Origin of the sequence: Alkalicoccobacillus porphyridii (genome assembly GCF_007293315.1) — a bacterium.
Classification (GTDB): domain Bacteria; phylum Bacillota; class Bacilli; order Bacillales; family Bacillaceae_D; genus Alkalicoccobacillus; species Alkalicoccobacillus porphyridii.
In genome coordinates this window covers 1-16899 of sequence record NZ_VLXZ01000024.1, presented here as the reverse complement: position 1 = coordinate 16899, position 16899 = coordinate 1, and the positions used below count along the sequence as shown (strand labels likewise).

General features: G+C 42.7%; 17 protein-coding genes. 16 read left to right on the top strand and 1 reads right to left on the bottom strand.

Annotation, left to right across the window (positions count from 1 at the left end):
• Positions 1–18 precede the first annotated feature (18 nt).
• Positions 19–330: a hypothetical protein gene (locus tag FN960_RS20485; protein ID WP_143850730.1), complete on the bottom strand. Its 312-nt coding sequence runs from the start codon at positions 328–330 to the stop codon at positions 19–21.
• 313 nt (positions 331–643) lie between these two features.
• Here FN960_RS20485 and FN960_RS20480 point away from each other — a divergent pair, with 313 nt between their 5' ends.
• From FN960_RS20480 to sigH, 16 genes are all read left to right on the top strand, one after another.
• A complete protein-coding gene (locus FN960_RS20480) occupies positions 644–1105 on the top strand; it encodes a CtsR family transcriptional regulator (protein ID WP_143850729.1) in 462 nt (153 codons plus the stop codon).
• Positions 1106–1131: 26 nt separating this feature from the next.
• Positions 1132–1665, top strand: a complete 534-nt coding sequence (mcsA, locus tag FN960_RS20475) for a protein-arginine kinase activator protein McsA (protein WP_143850728.1) — start codon at positions 1132–1134, stop codon at positions 1663–1665.
• A 1-nt stretch (position 1666) separates the two neighbouring features.
• Positions 1667–2731, top strand: a complete 1065-nt coding sequence (gene mcsB, locus FN960_RS20470; RefSeq protein WP_143850727.1) for a protein-arginine kinase McsB — start codon at positions 1667–1669, stop codon at positions 2729–2731.
• A 21-nt stretch (positions 2732–2752) separates the two neighbouring features.
• A complete protein-coding gene (gene clpC / locus FN960_RS20465; protein WP_143850726.1) occupies positions 2753–5209 on the top strand; it encodes an ATP-dependent protease ATP-binding subunit ClpC in 2457 nt (818 codons plus the stop codon).
• Between the two features lie 90 nt (positions 5210–5299).
• The gene (radA, locus tag FN960_RS20460) at positions 5300–6673 is read left to right on the top strand and encodes a DNA repair protein RadA (protein ID WP_143850725.1); all 1374 of its coding nucleotides are present in this window, start codon (positions 5300–5302) and stop codon (positions 6671–6673) included.
• Between the two features lie 6 nt (positions 6674–6679).
• Positions 6680–7756: a DNA integrity scanning diadenylate cyclase DisA gene (disA, locus tag FN960_RS20455; protein ID WP_143850724.1), complete on the top strand. Its 1077-nt coding sequence runs from the start codon at positions 6680–6682 to the stop codon at positions 7754–7756.
• Positions 7757–7889: 133 nt separating this feature from the next.
• The gene (locus FN960_RS20450) at positions 7890–8978 is read left to right on the top strand and encodes a PIN/TRAM domain-containing protein (protein ID WP_143850723.1); all 1089 of its coding nucleotides are present in this window, start codon (positions 7890–7892) and stop codon (positions 8976–8978) included.
• A 170-nt stretch (positions 8979–9148) separates the two neighbouring features.
• Positions 9149–9862, top strand: a complete 714-nt coding sequence (gene ispD, locus FN960_RS20445; RefSeq protein WP_143850733.1) for a 2-C-methyl-D-erythritol 4-phosphate cytidylyltransferase — start codon at positions 9149–9151, stop codon at positions 9860–9862.
• Positions 9837–10313 carry a 2-C-methyl-D-erythritol 2,4-cyclodiphosphate synthase gene (ispF, locus tag FN960_RS20440; protein ID WP_143850722.1) on the top strand — a complete coding sequence of 159 codons (477 nt, stop codon included), beginning with the start codon at positions 9837–9839 and terminating at the stop codon, positions 10311–10313. Before ispD ends, ispF begins: the two co-directional genes overlap by 26 nt.
• A 92-nt stretch (positions 10314–10405) precedes the next feature.
• Positions 10406–11872 carry a glutamate--tRNA ligase gene (gene gltX / locus FN960_RS20435; RefSeq protein WP_143850721.1) on the top strand — a complete coding sequence of 489 codons (1467 nt, stop codon included), beginning with the start codon at positions 10406–10408 and terminating at the stop codon, positions 11870–11872.
• Positions 11873–12181: 309 nt separating this feature from the next.
• On the top strand, positions 12182–12817 hold the full coding sequence (gene cysE / locus FN960_RS20430; protein WP_143850732.1) for a serine O-acetyltransferase: 636 nt from the start codon (positions 12182–12184) through the stop codon (positions 12815–12817).
• A gap of 45 nt (positions 12818–12862) precedes the next feature.
• Positions 12863–14269, top strand: a complete 1407-nt coding sequence (gene cysS, locus FN960_RS20425; protein ID WP_143850720.1) for a cysteine--tRNA ligase — start codon at positions 12863–12865, stop codon at positions 14267–14269.
• Positions 14266–14700: a Mini-ribonuclease 3 gene (locus tag FN960_RS20420; protein ID WP_143850719.1), complete on the top strand. Its 435-nt coding sequence runs from the start codon at positions 14266–14268 to the stop codon at positions 14698–14700. The genes cysS and FN960_RS20420 overlap by 4 nt, the downstream gene beginning before the upstream one ends.
• Entirely contained in the window at positions 14693–15439 is a 747-nt protein-coding gene (gene rlmB / locus FN960_RS20415) for a 23S rRNA (guanosine(2251)-2'-O)-methyltransferase RlmB (RefSeq protein ID WP_143850718.1), read from the top strand. The genes FN960_RS20420 and rlmB overlap by 8 nt, the downstream gene beginning before the upstream one ends.
• Before the next feature lie 5 nt (positions 15440–15444).
• The gene (locus FN960_RS20410; protein ID WP_143850717.1) at positions 15445–15957 is read left to right on the top strand and encodes an NYN domain-containing protein; all 513 of its coding nucleotides are present in this window, start codon (positions 15445–15447) and stop codon (positions 15955–15957) included.
• A gap of 97 nt (positions 15958–16054) precedes the next feature.
• Positions 16055–16702, top strand: a complete 648-nt coding sequence (gene sigH / locus FN960_RS20405) for an RNA polymerase sporulation sigma factor SigH (RefSeq protein ID WP_143850731.1) — start codon at positions 16055–16057, stop codon at positions 16700–16702.
• Positions 16703–16899 lie beyond the last annotated feature (197 nt).

Sequence of the window (16899 nt, the reverse complement as noted above, 5' to 3'; positions counted from 1 at the left end):
ACCAAGAGAAAAGCAAATTTACCAAGAAGAAGCAGACGGCCTAACTACAAAGAGAAGCTCATGACCGAGTTCAAAAGCAGAACCTTCTTTACCAAGAAGGAAAAGCCCATCATCAAGAAGACTACCTCCATCACAAAGAACAATGAGCACCATACCAAGAGCAAAACCACCATACCAAGAGCAAAACCACCATACCAAGAAAGAAGCGATTAGTACCAAGAGCAATCCTCCCATTACCAAGAGCCAGGACGCCATACCAAAAACTATACCTCCGTCACCAAGAGGGAACCCTATTTTACCAAGCGCCAAGAACAAAAGGCTTAATACCAAGAGCCCGCCCCCCATGCTTTAGCAATTGCCATCTAAAGAAACATCACATAATAGGTCCGCACCCCCTCAAACCAAGTTCGATAAGCTGCAAATCAGCTCATTCAATCAAAGGTGTTCATTTATTGTGAAATATAGAAAAAGAACTGCTTTGCAAAGTCTATTGTAGAAAAGAGCTGGAGACAATAATAAACGTAGGATTTGAACTTTTTGAAGAGAATGATTATAATAGAGTTAGTCAAATATAGTCAAAGTCAGAAGATGAAATAAATCCTACTACGCTAAAATACATTTATAGTAAGAGAGGGGGATGAAAATGCGCAACATTTCGGATTTTATCGAGCAATATCTAAAAAGCACTTTATTAAAAAATGGAAACGAACTTTTAGAAATTAAGCGAAGTGAGCTTGCAAAACGATTTGAGTGTGTCCCCTCTCAAATAAATTATGTGATAAGTACACGGTTTACCCTTGAAAAGGGGTATATAGTGGAAAGTAAACGTGGTGGGGGCGGATATATTCGCATTATAAAAGTAGAGGCACATGAGAAATCAGATCTTTATAACCACCTTTTGCAACTAGTTGGTCCAGTGATTGATCAACAGACGGCGGAAAACATTGTGATGCGTTTATACGAAGAAAAAGCCGTAACAAAACGGGAAGCAAACTTAATGGTTAGTGTACTGGATCGCTCTGTTTTAAAAGTAGAGTTGCCGTACAGGGATCAAATACGATCTAATGTTTTAAAAGCAATGATTAATACGCTTAAATATAAATAATCTCCTGAAAGAGAGGTGTAGAGCTAATGAAATGTCAGGACTGTCAGCAAAGGCAGGCAACCTTACACTTTACAAAGATTATTAATGGAGAAAAAACAGAGATTCATTTATGTGAAATGTGTGCAAAAGAAAAGGGAGAGCATATTCCAGGCTCGAATACATTTTCTATTCATCAGCTCTTATCAGGATTACTGCATTTTGAGCATCCAGATACCCAAGAGAATGAACACAAAACTGCACCAAAAGAACGAATGTGTGAGCACTGTCAAATGACATACAGTCAGTTTGTTGAAATAGGTAGGTTTGGCTGTGCCTCTTGTTATGAGGCCTTTGATGATAAATTGGACCCTGTACTTCGCCGAGTTCATAGTGGGAATATTCGTCACCATGGAAAAATCCCTAAACGAATTGGCGGGGGGATTAAGCGCCAAAAACAAATTAATGCTTTAAAGATGCAAATCAAAGAATACATTGAGAGTGAAGAATTCGAAAAAGCCGCAGAGGTAAGGGACCATATCCGTTCTCTAGAAAAACAAAATCAGGAGCATGAGGAGGGGTGACATGTCGCTGGAAGGGTTTATGAATGAAGCCATCAGTCCATGGATGAAGGATTCGGGTGAGGATTCCGATATTGTACTAAGTAGTAGAATAAGACTGGCAAGGAATCTGAAAAATTATCAATTTCCGATCCTTTCAACCTTAAATCAATCGAAAGAAGTGGCGGAGTATACTGTAGCTGCTTTAGAAGAAGGACCATTTGAGCAAGTGGGTCCACTAGATACACTTTATATGGAAGAGCTTAAATCAAATGAAAAGCGTGTCCTAGTAGAAAAGCATTTAATTAGTCCTCATCTGGCGGAGCAATCCAAGCACGGGGCTGTCATGTTGAATCAGGACGAATCCTTAAGCATTATGATAAATGAAGAGGATCATCTTCGAATACAATGTTTATTTGCCGGCTCTCAGCTTGAAAAGGGTTTAGAAATTGCTCAATCGGTAGATGACTGGGTAGAAGAACATCTCACCTATGCATATGATGAAAAACGCGGCTATTTAACCAGTTGTCCAACAAATGTAGGTACAGGAATGCGGGCCTCAGTTATGATGCATCTACCCGCTCTAGCCATGACACAGCAGATTAACAGAATTTTGCCGGCAATTAATCAATTGGGATTAGTTGTTAGAGGAATTTATGGTGAAGGTAGCGAAGCTTTAGGTAATCTCTTTCAAATTTCAAACCAAATCACTCTTGGGAAATCAGAGCAAGACATTGTAGACGATCTTCACGGCGTTGTAACACAGCTGATTCAAAGGGAACGTAATGCAAGACAGGTACTCATGCAAAACTCAAGATTAAAGCTGGAAGACCGTATTCAGCGATCACTCGGCATATTGTCCCACAGTCGAATTATTGAATCAAAAGAAGCAACGAGAAGATTATCTGATGTGAGGCTTGGAATAGATTTAGGATTGATTGAAGGGATATCAGGGAACATACTTAATGAGCTGATGATTTTGACTCAGGTAGGATTTTTGCAGCAGTTTGCAGGAGATGTCTTAACTGCAGAGCAAAGAGATGAGCGAAGAGCTGCACTTATTCGTGAAAGACTTCAGTTAAAAGAATGACATTGATGGAGGTGGCCACAAATGATGTTTGGTCGATTTACAGAGCGAGCACAAAAGGTATTGGCATTAGCACAAGAAGAGGCAATTCGTTTAGGCCATAATAATATAGGAACTGAGCACATCTTACTCGGTCTCATCCGTGAAGGAGAAGGCATTGCGGCAAAAGCGTTGCAAGCACTTGGACTTGGACCCGAGAAACTGCAAAAGGAAGTAGAAACACTAATAGGAAAAGGGCAAGAAGGGTCTAAAACAAAGCACTACACCCCGAGAGCAAAAAAAGTAATTGAGCTTTCAATGGATGAAGCACGTAAGCTTGGTCATTCGTATGTAGGCACAGAGCACATCCTGCTTGGTTTAATTCGTGAAGGAGAAGGGGTAGCTGCACGAGTTCTTAACAACCTTGGTGTAAGCTTAAATAAGGCGCGTCAACAGGTTCTTCAATTACTAGGCAGTAATGAAGGCGGTAGCTCATCTCAGCAGAGTGGAGCAGTTTCCAACGCCAACACGCCGACACTTGATAGCCTTGCTCGTGACCTTACCGCTATTGCTCGTGAGGAGTCTCTAGATCCGGTAATCGGTCGTAGCAAAGAGATTGAAAGAGTGATTCAGGTTCTTAGCCGTAGAACGAAAAATAATCCTGTGCTCATCGGTGAGCCGGGTGTTGGTAAAACGGCGATAGCTGAAGGCTTAGCGCAATCCATTGTTGCGAATGAAGTGCCTGAGACGCTACGTAACAAGCGTGTTATGACGCTTGATATGGGAACAGTGGTGGCAGGTACAAAATACCGTGGTGAATTTGAAGACCGTTTGAAAAAGGTGATGGATGAGATTCGGCAAGCGGGGAATGTGATTCTATTTATTGATGAATTACACACGCTTATTGGAGCTGGTGGAGCGGAAGGTGCGATTGATGCGTCAAATATTTTGAAGCCATCTCTTGCACGTGGTGAACTACAATGTATTGGTGCGACAACGATTGACGAGTATCGTAAGTACATTGAAAAGGATGCTGCGCTTGAACGTCGTTTCCAGCCAATCCAAGTGAATGAGCCTTCACTGGATGAGTCCATTCAAATCTTAAAAGGACTGCGTGACCGTTATGAGGCCCACCATAGAGTGACCATCACGGATACTGCGATTGACGAAGCAGTAAAGCTGTCTGACCGTTATATTTCAGATCGTTTCCTTCCAGATAAGGCGATTGATTTAATTGATGAAGCAGCTTCAAAGGTTCGCTTACGTTCTTACACTGCACCACCTGATTTAAAAGAGCTAGAACAGAAATTAGAAGAAACACGTAAGGAAAAAGATGCCGCCGTTCAAAGCCAGGAGTTTGAAAAAGCAGCATCATTACGTGATTCTGAACAACGACTTCGTGAACAGCTTGATGAAATGAAAAACAAGTGGAAAAAGAAGCAAGGCCAAGAAAACACGGAGGTGTCTGTTGAAGACATTGCCCAGGTTGTAGCGAGCTGGACCGGAATCCCAGTGGCAAAGCTAGCTGAAGAGGAAACAGATCGCTTATTAAAAATGGAGGAAATCCTGCATCAACGTGTTGTTGGTCAGGAGGAAGCTGTTCTTTCCATTTCAAAAGCTGTACGTCGTGCTAGAGCGGGTCTGAAGGATCCTAAGCGTCCAATTGGATCGTTTATTTTCCTAGGGCCAACAGGGGTAGGGAAAACAGAGCTCGCTCGAGCAGTTGCTGAGACACTGTTTGGAGATGAGGATTCAGTTATTCGGATTGATATGTCTGAGTACATGGAAAAGCATTCCACAAGTCGTTTAGTAGGGTCGCCTCCAGGGTATGTTGGACACGAGGAAGGCGGACAATTAACAGAAAAAATCCGTCGTAAACCGTATTCAGTTATCTTGCTTGATGAGATCGAAAAAGCGCATCCAGATGTATTTAATATTCTTTTGCAGGTGCTTGAGGATGGGCGCCTTACAGACTCTAAAGGCCGTACAGTAGATTTCCGTAATACGGCAGTGATTATGACATCTAATGTCGGTGCCAGCGCATTGAAGGGGAATAAGTACCTAGGATTTACAACGGAAACAGAAGGCCGCGAGTACAAGGATATGAAGGATCGTGTGATGGGAGAGCTAAAGAACAGCTTTAGACCTGAATTCATCAACCGTATTGATGAGATTATTGTTTTCCATGCATTAGAGAAAAAGCATGTTCGTGAGATTATTACGCTGATGGCAAATCAATTAAAAGCTCGTTTAACGGAGCAAGGAATTGAGTTTGAATTAACCGAAGAGGCAAAAGATAAAATCACAGATCTTGGCTATGATCCTGAATATGGTGCACGACCTTTACGCAGAGCATTACAGAAGCAAGTAGAGGATCGTTTATCTGAGGAGCTTTTAAAAGGCAATATAAGCAAGGGTCAAAAAGCATTAATTGGTGTTAAAGACGGAGAGCTTTACGTCGAAACGCTTGAGACAAAAGAAGAAACAGCAACGTTAAAATAATGTAGACACGCGTTTGCTTTGTTAACAACAGACCGGGAGTATGAATGGCTCCTGGTCTTTCATTTTATAGTTTGTCTTGGAGGATCGGAAATGGCAAAGAAAAAGACTAAGTTTGTATGCCAAGACTGCGGCTATGAATCCGCGAAGTGGATGGGCAAATGTCCAGGCTGTCAGGAATGGAATACGATGGTGGAGGAAATTGAGGCGGTAGCGAAGCAATCGAGTAGAAGCTATGTCACGTCATCTTCAACGGTGACGAAAGCACAGCCGCTTTCAAAGGTAGTAGGCGATCGAGAGCCGCGGATTGATACCACTATACAAGAGCTAAATCGAGTGCTTGGTGGAGGCATCGTTCCAGGTTCATTGGTTTTAGTTGGTGGCGACCCGGGAATCGGTAAATCAACCCTACTTTTGCAGCTTTCGGCTAAGCTAGCGGAAAAGCAAGAGAAGGTCCTCTATATATCGGGGGAAGAATCAGTGAAGCAAACGAAGCTGCGGGCAGATCGACTGGGCATGATTTCACCAGAATTGTACGTGTTGGCAGAAACAGATCTTCAATACATCCAACACGCCATTGATGAGGTACAGCCATCACTTGTGATTATTGATTCCATTCAAACGGTGTATCAAGAGGATATTACGTCAGCACCGGGTAGTGTCGCGCAGGTAAGAGAATGTACTGCGGCTTTTATGAAGATTGCTAAAACAAAAGGAATCGCCATTTTTATAGTAGGACATGTCACAAAACAAGGTTCGATAGCAGGACCCAAGCTATTAGAGCATATGGTAGATTCAGTTCTTTATTTTGAAGGAGAAAGACACCATACGTATCGTATCCTTCGGGCGGTCAAAAACCGTTTTGGTTCAACAAATGAAATGGGTATCTTTGAGATGAAAGAAGCGGGTCTAGAGGAAGTGTTAAATCCTTCAGAAATCTTTCTAGAGGAGCGCTCTCAAGGAGCTGCAGGGTCAGTGGTTGTGGCCTCCATGGAAGGAACGAGACCTGTGCTTGTAGAACTACAGGCATTGATTTCACCTACTGGGTATGGAAATCCACGGAGAATGGCAACGGGAATTGATCATAACCGAGTTTCGTTACTCATGGCTGTGCTTGAAAAACGTGTGGGACTTCTTCTCCAAAATCAAGATGCGTATCTTAAGGTCGCAGGTGGCGTAAAGCTAGATGAACCAGCTATCGATTTAGCGATTGCCTTGAGCATTGCCTCTAGCTTTAAGGACCAGCCAACGCAGTCAATGGATGCCGCAATAGGAGAGGTTGGTTTAACGGGTGAGATTCGTCGGGTTTCTCGTATTGACCAAAGGGTAAACGAGGCAGCAAAGCTAGGGTTTAAACGTGTCATCATTCCAGAAAAGAATCTGGGAGGTTGGACAGTACCAGCAGGCATCGAGGTCATTGGTGTCCCATCATTAGAAAAGGCAATAGAAGTTGTTCTTGGGAGGTAAAAGAAAATGGAGGAACAAAAAAACAGAGATGAATTCATCCGGAATCTGCTAAGGTTGGTTGCACCGGGAACCCCGTTACGAGCGGGCATTGATAATGTTCTTCGTGCAAATACAGGCGGACTTATAGTACTTGGGGATACAGAAGAAATGAAGCAGATCGTAAACGGCGGATTTTTTATCAACTGTCCGTTTTCACCGGCCTATTTATACGAGCTTGCAAAAATGGACGGGGCCATCATCTTAAGTGAAGATGGGAAAAAAATTCTTTATGCCAATACACAATTAGTGCCTAACAATGGAATCTCATCAACTGAGACTGGAATCCGTCACCGTACAGCAGAACGTGTAGCCAAACAGACAAATCAACTGACAATCTCGATTTCACAGCGTCGTAACGTTATTACCTTGTATCAGGGCGAGTTCCGCTATGCTTTAAAGGATATCGGGGTCATTTTAACAAAGGCGAATCAAGCGATTCAGACGCTTGAGAAGTATAAGTCGGTACTTGAACAGAGCATTACCAATCTGGGGGCTTTGGAGTTTGAAGAGCTGGTTACTCTATCTGAAATCACCCAGGTAGTACACCGTGTTCAAATGGTGCTACGTATCAAGCGAGAAATTTTAAACTATATTGATGAGCTAGGGGACGAGGGTCGCCTGATCACTATGCAGCTGAGGGAGCTCGTAACAGATACTGAGAAGGAAGCGGCCTTTTTATTAAAGGATTACGTGAAGGATGGAAAACAAGACGTCACTAAGACACTTAAAGAATTAACAGATTTACAGACGGAAGATCTGTTAGATGAGCCAGCGATCATTAAAGCATTGGGATATCCGAAGAATATTAACTTGTCTGAGCACATTGTTTCGCCTAGAGGCTATCGGATGCTACACCGTATTCCTAGACTGCCATCCCAGATCATTGAGAATTTAATTAATGAGTATGAGATCCTATCGAACATCGTACTTGCAGATACGGACAAATTGGATGAAGTAGATGGCATTGGTGAAGCGCGAGCTAAGATGATCAAGAATGGCCTAAATCGAATCCAGGAGCAGCTGTTTATTGATCGACATATTTAGCGTGACCTGCGCGAATCCTGACGATTTCATGTCTTAAACATGTTGTTTTATGGAGGTAGTATGTAAAATTCCAGTTTGCTAGGTTTTGATTTCTAAATCTTGTCTATAATAAGCTAAAAGGAGGTGGGCCGTTATGATGACGTGGATTGTAAAGATCTTTCTTATGATCGCCGGTGGGACATTAGGCTTCTTATATATTCCTGAACTTATCCAACTGTTTAATTTTGAAGGTGTCCCTGTCTGGGTTCAAAATGAATTCACGGGTATGGTTATAGGTATTATTATTATGTACTTTGTATCGATTTGGGTTGCGCGTTATATCGTAAACATAATGAAGGTCCTTGAGGAAAAGATTTTAAAAGCCTCCTTGACTGACATTTTGTCCGGTTCACTTGGGTTAATCCTAGGTCTAGTGGCTGGATATTTAATTGGTAGCCAAATTGCACAATTACAGGTCCCATTTGTGAAAAATATATTGCCTATATTTGTCACCATTACGCTTGGATACTTTGGTTTTCAAATTGGATTTAAAAAGCGTGACGAGCTATTGCAATTATTCCTGCTAAGTCGAGGTAACGTAAAAGAAAAGAAATCTGATGACGATTCAGGTCGCCATCAATTAAAGATTCTTGATACAAGTGTCATTATTGATGGTAGGATTGCAGATATTTGTAAGACGGGCTTTTTAGAAGGAACTCTAGTTATTCCGGAGTTTGTCTTGGCAGAACTGCAGCATATTGCTGATTCATCTGATGCATTAAAACGAAACCGAGGTCGAAGAGGATTAGACATTCTAAATAAAATTCAAAAGGAATTACCGATCAAGGTTGAAATCTATGAAGGTGATTTTGAGGATATTCAAGAGGTGGACAGCAAGCTTGTGAAGCTCGCCAAAATCTCTGATGGAATGGTCGTTACAAATGATTATAACCTGAATAAGGTATGTGAATTACAAGGGGTCGCTGTCTTAAACATTAATGACTTAGCTAACGCCGTCAAACCTGTGGTCCTGCCTGGCGAAAAGATGAATGTACAGGTGATAAAGGATGGTAAGGAGCATCATCAGGGTGTGGCGTATTTGGATGACGGAACGATGATCGTTGTGGAAGGTGGACGTGAATTCATTGGCAAGGAGATTGATGTCATCGTCACCAGTGTGCTGCAAACAAGTGCAGGTAGAATGATTTTTGCCAAGCCTAAGGTTTACGAAAAAGCATTATAACTCTTTCAAAAAAAGCGTGAAGTTGAACAGCCTTAATTAGGGAGATGCACAGTCTACCTTTTTAAGAGCAGATCATTAGAGCGCTTTTTTCTTTTCTTAAATATGTGTCAACATCACATAGGACATGCTAAAATAGAGCGAATGCATGTATAAGAATTGGAGAGAGCATGATGATGTATAGTATTGTAATTCCTGCTGCCGGACAAGGGAAACGGATGAGAGCGGGTAAAAATAAACAATTTATCGTATTAAATCAAATACCACTCATTGCTTATACATTAAAGGTCTTTGAAGAAGACGAATGGTGCAAACAAATCATACTGGTCGCAAACGAAAGTGAAGTAGATGCGATGCAGGCGATTGTAGATACGCATCAGATTAGCAAGGTTAGCAAAATTACAGTCGGTGGAGAAGAACGACAGCAGAGCGTGTATGAAGGGGTCAAGCAGTTAACGGGACCTGACGAAATTGTGCTTGTGCATGATGGAGCCAGACCCTTCATTCGAAAAGCATCCATTCATCGTCTAGTGCAGGCGGCCAAGGATGCAGGATCAGCCGTTGTTGCTGTACCAATGAAGGATACCGTGAAGAGAGTGGTTAACGGAACGATTGAGGAGACAATTAACCGTTCCTCTCTATGGTCTGTTCAAACGCCACAGGCTTTCTGGAGAGATGCGCTCTTAGCAGGACACAAAAAAGCAGAAGAGCAAGATTTTAAAGCAACGGATGATGCAAGTATTATGGAGTGGATAGGCGCTAAGGTTGTTGTGGTAGAAGGGGATTACAGCAACTTAAAGATCACAACACCAGAGGATTTATTAATGGCAGAAGCAATTATACGAAAAAGGAGTTTGGAGCATGATTCGAGTAGGACAAGGATTTGATGTTCATCAGCTAGTGGAGGATCGCCCACTTATTATTGGAGGCATTACGATTCCATATGAGAAGGGTTTACTTGGGCATTCAGATGCGGATGTTTTACTTCATACCATTGCGGATGCTGCGCTTGGTGCCATTGGAGAAGGCGACATAGGCAAGCATTTCCCGGATACAAGTGATGAGTTTAAGGACATGGATTCAAAGGTTCTTCTTAAGGACGTTTGGTCATTGGTTAAAGAGAGAGGCTATAAGCTCGGTAATGTAGACTGCACTATTATGGCGCAGCTGCCTAAAATGGCTCCGCATATTCAAGCGATGCAGCAGCAGATTGCGGAACTGCTTGAGGCGGATTCGACACAAGTGAATGTAAAAGCAACTACCACTGAAAAGCTGGGCTTTACCGGGAGAGGAGAAGGGATCGCCTCACAGGCGGTTATTCTCATAGAACGGGTTTAGATGAATGTTTGCCTAAATGGTGTTAGAATAGAAGCCGACATATGCTAAAAGTTGTAGTGAAAGAAGAAAAATGAAATGGATGGTGTTATCAAATGAGCAGCGACGTACGTGTACGTTTTGCCCCGAGCCCGACAGGTCATCTCCATATTGGAGGCGCTCGTTCGGCCTTATTTAATTACCTTTTTGCTAGAAATCAAGGCGGGAAATTTATTCTGCGTATTGAAGATACAGATCAGGCACGTAATGTAGAGCAGGCAAAAGAAAAGCTGCTTGAAAGCTTAAAATGGCTGGGTGTCGATTGGGATGAAAGCATAGATACTGGCGGTGAATATGGCCCTTACAGCAGCATGGAGCGCATTGATATTTATAAGAAGTATGTGCAGCAGCTGGTCGACGAAGGAAAGGCATATTATTGCTATATGACGCCAGAAGAGCTTGAAGAAGAACGTGCAGCACAGCTTGCTCGCGGCGAAGCCCCTAAGTACGGTGGACGCGATCGTGAGTTAACGAGTGAGCAACGTCAAGCCTATGAGGATAAAGGGCTAAAGCCAGTCATTCGTTTCCGTGTTCAAGAAGGTAACGTGGTAACCATTGAAGATGCCGTACGTGGAGATGTTTCGTTTGAAACAGACGGTATTGGAGATTTTGTCATTGCACGTAATGATGGTGTGCCTATGTATAACTTTGCGGTTGTCATTGATGATCATCTCATGAAGATTTCGCATGTTATTCGAGGCGAAGAGCATCTATCCAACTCTCCAAGACAGGCTTTATTATTTGAGGCGTTTGGATGGGGGAAGCCGACATTCGCTCATGCATCCTTAATTTTAAATCCGGATCGTCAGAAGATGAGTAAGCGTGATGAGTCCATCATTCAGTTTGTGGAGCAGTACAAAGAGCTTGGGTATTTACCTGAAGCCCTTGTGAACTTCCTTGCTTTATTGGGCTGGTCACCTGTAGGGGAAGAGGAAATGTTCACGCTTGAACAACTATCAGATCAGTTCAGTCTTGAACGTGTGTCTAAAGCACCGGCTGTATTTGATACAAGCAAGCTGGCATGGATGAACAATCAATATATTCAAGCCGCACCACTCGAAAAAGTGATTGATTTATCTCTACCACATCTAATTAAAGCGGGTAGAATATCCGAGAACCCAGGTGAAACGGATAAAGAGTGGGCAGGCAAGCTTATTGGCTTGTATCAGGAGCAGCTTCACTATGGTGCTGAAATTGTAGAGCTTACTGATTTGTTCTTTAAGCAGGAAATTGAGTATAATGAGGAAGCAAAGACCGTATTACATGAGGAACAGGTACCAGAGGTCTTAAACCATTTCTTAAGTGAACTTAACCAGCTTGAAGAATTTACTGCACCTCACATCAAAAATGCAGTGAAAGCTACGCAAAAAGCAACAGGGCAAAAAGGCAAAAAGCTATTTATGCCAATACGTGTAGCAGTCACCGGGCAAACTCACGGACCTGAGCTACCTGATACGATTGAACTGCTAGGTAAAGAGGCTGTATCTGCTCGCCTTACGCATGCAGCGTCTTCAAATGCATAATTAAATATACGTAACTTGTTGATTGGGAGAGTCAGTCAAGGAGTAGGTTTTCAGAGAGTGCTACGTAGCTGGGAGTAGCATAACCCATTCGACTGCTGTGCACCCATGAGACTTTTTCTGAACGGAGCATATACTTTTAGTAGGAAAAAGCGGATGGCGCCGTTAGACGCTCTTAAGAGTTAATCAGTATGGACTGATTAAATATAACAGAGTGGAACCGTGCTGTCTGCGCCTCTGTGCATCAAGGATGCACAGGGGTTTTTTTATATTGCGAGAGGGGGGAGTGTTGTGTCCGTATTTAGGACATTAATGAACGATGTAGATGTAGTGTTCGCCCAGGACCCTGCAGCTAGAAGCCGACTGGAAGTTATTTTCACCTATTCAGGTGTGCATGCGATCTGGTCGCATCGAATCGCTCATGGTCTTTGGAACATCAAACTTTATTTTCTAGCTAAGCTGCTGTCTCAAATTAGCCGTTTCTTTACAGGTATTGAAATTCATCCTGCTGCGGTCATTGGCCAAAGATTATTTATAGATCATGGTATGGGTGTTGTCATAGGAGAAACCTGCGAAATAGGGAATAACGTAACGATTTATCAAGGAGTTACTCTTGGAGGAACGGGAAAGGAAAAAGGTAAACGTCATCCAACGGTCGAGGATGGTGTCATGATCTCCAGTGGGGCAAAGGTTCTTGGCTCCTTTACGATCGGTGAGCATTCAAGAATTGGGGCTGGATCGGTGGTTTTAAAGGAAGTGCCGCCTAATTCTACTGTCGTAGGCATACCAGGGCGAATTGTGGTTAAGGATGGATGTAAAGTAAACCACGAGCTGGATCATCACATTTTACCTGACCCCGTTGCTGATAAATTCAAACAGCTAGAGGAAGAAATAGATAGACTAAATAAAGAGCTGCAGGAGCAAAAAAAATATCACCATAGTAAGTAGATCCGCTTATGCTGAAAGAATAACAAACTCAAGGGAGAAGATTGTATGGCTATTCAGATTTTTAATAGCTTAACCATGAAGAAAGAGCTCTTTATGCCAATGGAAGAGGGCAAGGTTAAGATGTATGTATGTGGTCCGACGGTGTACAACTATATTCATATTGGGAATGCCCGTCCGCCCATCGTATATGATATGGTGCGCCGCTATTTAGAGTATCGCGGGTATGAGGTTCTATTTGTTTCGAACTTCACAGATGTGGATGATAAAATCATTCGGGCTGCCCATGAATTAGGTGAGGATGTTTTTGATGTAGCTAATCGATTCATTGAGGCCTACCATGAAGATACCTGTGCCTTGGGTGTTAAACCCGCAGATATCCACCCACGCGTCACAGAAACCATTACGGATATTGTTCAATTTATTAAAGCACTTGAAGAAAAGGAATATGCCTATGAATCAGGTGGGGATGTTTACTTCAGAACAAGAAAATTTAAAGACTACGGCAAGCTCTCCTCTCAATCCATCGATGACCTGCGAAGTGGCTCCCGTATCGAGGTAGATGAACGAAAGGAAGATGCGCTGGATTTTGTTTTGTGGAAGGCAGCAAAGGAAGGCGAAATCTCCTGGGACAGTCCTTGGGGCAATGGGCGACCGGGATGGCATATTGAATGCTCAGCCATGGTAAAAAAATATTTAGGTGATACTATCGATATTCATGCCGGTGGACAGGATTTAGCTTTTCCACATCATGAAAACGAAATTGCACAGTCGGAAGCCTTGACGGATAAGCAAATGGCTAACTATTGGATGCATAATGGCTTTATTAATATTGATAACGAAAAAATGTCAAAATCACTCGGAAATTTTGTGTTAGCTCACGATATTATTCGACAGCATTCGCCTGAAGTCGTTCGATTTTTCATGTTGACGGCTCACTATCGTAGTCCAATTAATTTCAGCTCTGAGCTGCTTCAAGGGGCCGAGAATGGTCTGGAACGAATTAAAACTGCACTATCACTAATGAAGCACAGATTAGAGGATTGCGCCGACTACGGGGAGAAGGAAGACTGGATTTACACGATTGCTCAATTACGAAATCGATTTATTGCTGAGATGGATGATGACTTTAACAGCGCAAACGGTATCTCTGTATTATTTGACGTGGCAAAGGAAGCGAATCGTTATGGCCAGAAGCCACAAACATCTAAAGCGGTGCTTGAAGCATTTATTCACCTTTTTGATGAGATAGGTGGTGTCTTGGGACTTCAGCTGCATCAGGAGCAAGAATTGCTGGATGAAGAGATTGACACACTCATTGAAAAACGAAACACCGCACGTGCAGAGCGGAATTTCCAAGAAGCGGACGCAATTCGTGATCAATTGAAGGAGCAAGGAATCTTGCTTGAGGATACACCACAAGGAGTTCGTTGGAAAAGAGAAAGTCGCTCATGAAAATTGTTCAACCTAAAACGGATTTAACACAAATTAACGGATTGGCTCTCGCTTATATGGGAGATGCAGTCCTTGATATGTACGTGCGGTATTATTTGCTTGCACAAGGCAAGGTGAAGCCGCACGCTCTGCACGCTGAGGCGACTCGCTTCGTCTCTGCCAAAGCGCAGGCCGACATGCTTCATCGCCTGGAGCAAAACGAGGTGTTTACAGAGCATGAGATGTCTGTCATCAAGCGGGGGAGAAACGCTAAGTCGGGTTCTGTTCCTAAGAACACCAGCGTGGCGACCTATCGCTATTCTACGGGTTTTGAGGCTTTACTTGGCTATCTTCACATCACGGATCAATCCGCCCGACTTGATGAGATTATGCAGTTGGCGCTAGAGATAGATGATAAATTAACTAAAGGAGGCTCTTCACATCATGAGTGATGAGTTTATTGCAGGGAAGAATCCTATTTTAGAAGCTCTTAAATCGGGTCATGCCATTCACAAGATTTGGGTGGCCGAGGGCTCGCAAAAGGGGCAAATGAACAAGCTTGTCCAAACAGCTAAGGAAAAAAATATTCTTGTTCAAACTGCACCAAAAAAGAAGTTAGAACAGCTAATTGGTAGTGAAAATCATCAAGGGGTAGTAGCTTCAGTTGCCGCCTATACGTATGCAGAGCTAGACGATATTTTTGATCGCGCTGCAGAGAAAAACGAAGAGCCTTTTTTCTTAGTCTTAGATGAAATTGAGGATCCGCATAATCTAGGATCTATCCTGCGGACAGCTGATGCTGTGGGTGCGCATGGGGTTATTATTCCAAAGCGACGTTCAGTAGGTCTAACACAAACAGTCGCTAAAGCATCAACAGGAGCCATTGAATATGTTCCCGTTGTAAGAGTGACAAACATTGCGCGAACAATGGACGAGCTGAAAAAGCGAGGCGTTTGGTTTGCAGGCACGGATGCAGCGGCTAAAGAAGACTATCGCGGAGCCGCCTTTGATATGTCGCTTGGACTAGTTATAGGCAGTGAAGGCAAAGGAATGAGCAGACTCGTTAAAGAGAAATGCGATTTTCTAGTCTATATCCCGATGGTCGGAAACGTAACCTCTTTAAATGCATCAGTTGCAGCAAGTCTTCTCATGTACGAGGTGCATCGTAAGCGCAGTCCATTGGGATCGTGATTGATATGAGATCTATACTACTGGTTGATGGCTATAATATCATTGGAGCTTGGCCGGAACTAAGGAAACTTAAAGATACTGATTTGGAGCTGGCCAGAGACCTGCTAGTTGATAAACTAGCTGAATATCAGGCTTATTCCGGTGATATAGTATCCGTTATCTTTGACGCTCATATGGTGTCTGGTATTGGTAAGACTTATCGTAATCACCGTGTAGAGGTCATTTATACAAAAAAACAAGAAACTGCAGATGAGCGGATCGAGCGAATGGTTCGAGAACTAAAGAGAATCGATACGACGATTCATGTGGCTACCTCTGACTTTGCGGAGCAATCCATTATTTTTGGTAGCGGAGCTCTCCGTAAGTCAGCCAGGGAGCTTTTAACAGAAACAGAAATGGCAACAAAAGGAATTAAAAAAATGGTCGAAAAAACAAAAAAACAACAAAAATCGACACATGCTTATCTTAGTGAGGAACTGACTGAAATTTTTGAAAAATGGCGTCGTGGCGACAGATGAGTGGTTGACCTTCTGGAAAACTGTGCTATATAATACGTTTAAACATTAAGTTAGTGGCCTTGGCCGAGGGGGTATTGTTGTGACTGCAGAGCTTCAGCTGGAACCAACTTTTACAAAGCCTGGTAGCGAATTTGAACAGGCTGATGATAGCTTTCTCGTAGAACAAGTTAGATTAGGCAACACACAGGCACTTGAATACTTAATAAACAAATACAAAAATTTTGTCCGTGCTAAATCACGCTCTTATTTCTTAATTGGTGCAGACCATGAGGATATTGTTCAAGAAGGAATGATTGGTCTTTATAAAGCCGTTCGCGATTTCAGGGGAGACAAGCTCTCTACCTTCAAGGCATTTGCGGAATTATGCATTACTAGACAAATCATCACAGCTATCAAAACAGCGACCAGACAGAAACACATTCCTCTTAATTCCTATGTATCTCTGGACAAGCCACTATATGACGAAGAATCAGAACGCACGTTGCTAGACGTTATCTGTGGTAATCGAGTGACGAACCCAGAAGAATTATTAATTAATCAAGAAGAGTTCGAGAACATTGAATTAAAAATGGGTGAAATCCTGAGTGATCTTGAACAACAAGTCTTACTTTTATATCTCGATGGTAGAACCTATCAAGAAATTTCTGTAGATCTTGACAGACACGTAAAGTCTATTGATAATGCACTACAACGCGTAAAACGCAAATTAGAACGCTACGTCGAGCTAAAAGGCGTTACCTTATAAATTTATAACGAACGGTACGCCTTATATTGTGGTGTGCCGTTTTTCTGTTTGCAGGGCAGGGATGAAAGCTAGCTCTGCTCTTGGTAAAACGGACGTGTTTCTTGGTACTCCCTCGGAACATCTTGGAGAAGCGCTTTGGCTCTTAGTAAAACGGTCATGATTCTTGGTAACTCCTCGGAACGTCTTGGAGAAGCGCT

What these genes read in the sequence shown, in the direction of transcription:
- FN960_RS20480 (WP_143850729.1), top strand. Translation starts at nt 644, where the DNA reads ATGCGCAACATTTCGGATTTTATCGAGCAATATCTAAAAAGCACTTTA.
- mcsA (WP_143850728.1), top strand. Translation starts at nt 1,132, where the DNA reads ATGAAATGTCAGGACTGTCAGCAAAGGCAGGCAACCTTACACTTTACA.
- mcsB (WP_143850727.1), top strand. Translation starts at nt 1,667, where the DNA reads ATGTCGCTGGAAGGGTTTATGAATGAAGCCATCAGTCCATGGATGAAG.
- clpC (WP_143850726.1), top strand. Translation starts at nt 2,753, where the DNA reads ATGATGTTTGGTCGATTTACAGAGCGAGCACAAAAGGTATTGGCATTA.
- radA (WP_143850725.1), top strand. Translation starts at nt 5,300, where the DNA reads ATGGCAAAGAAAAAGACTAAGTTTGTATGCCAAGACTGCGGCTATGAA.
- disA (WP_143850724.1), top strand. Translation starts at nt 6,680, where the DNA reads ATGGAGGAACAAAAAAACAGAGATGAATTCATCCGGAATCTGCTAAGG.
- FN960_RS20450 (WP_143850723.1), top strand. Translation starts at nt 7,890, where the DNA reads ATGATGACGTGGATTGTAAAGATCTTTCTTATGATCGCCGGTGGGACA.
- ispD (WP_143850733.1), top strand. Translation starts at nt 9,149, where the DNA reads ATGATGTATAGTATTGTAATTCCTGCTGCCGGACAAGGGAAACGGATG.
- ispF (WP_143850722.1), top strand. Translation starts at nt 9,837, where the DNA reads ATGATTCGAGTAGGACAAGGATTTGATGTTCATCAGCTAGTGGAGGAT.
- gltX (WP_143850721.1), top strand. Translation starts at nt 10,406, where the DNA reads ATGAGCAGCGACGTACGTGTACGTTTTGCCCCGAGCCCGACAGGTCAT.
- cysE (WP_143850732.1), top strand. Translation starts at nt 12,182, where the DNA reads ATGAACGATGTAGATGTAGTGTTCGCCCAGGACCCTGCAGCTAGAAGC.
- cysS (WP_143850720.1), top strand. Translation starts at nt 12,863, where the DNA reads ATGGCTATTCAGATTTTTAATAGCTTAACCATGAAGAAAGAGCTCTTT.
- FN960_RS20420 (WP_143850719.1), top strand. Translation starts at nt 14,266, where the DNA reads ATGAAAATTGTTCAACCTAAAACGGATTTAACACAAATTAACGGATTG.
- rlmB (WP_143850718.1), top strand. Translation starts at nt 14,693, where the DNA reads ATGAGTGATGAGTTTATTGCAGGGAAGAATCCTATTTTAGAAGCTCTT.
- FN960_RS20410 (WP_143850717.1), top strand. Translation starts at nt 15,445, where the DNA reads ATGAGATCTATACTACTGGTTGATGGCTATAATATCATTGGAGCTTGG.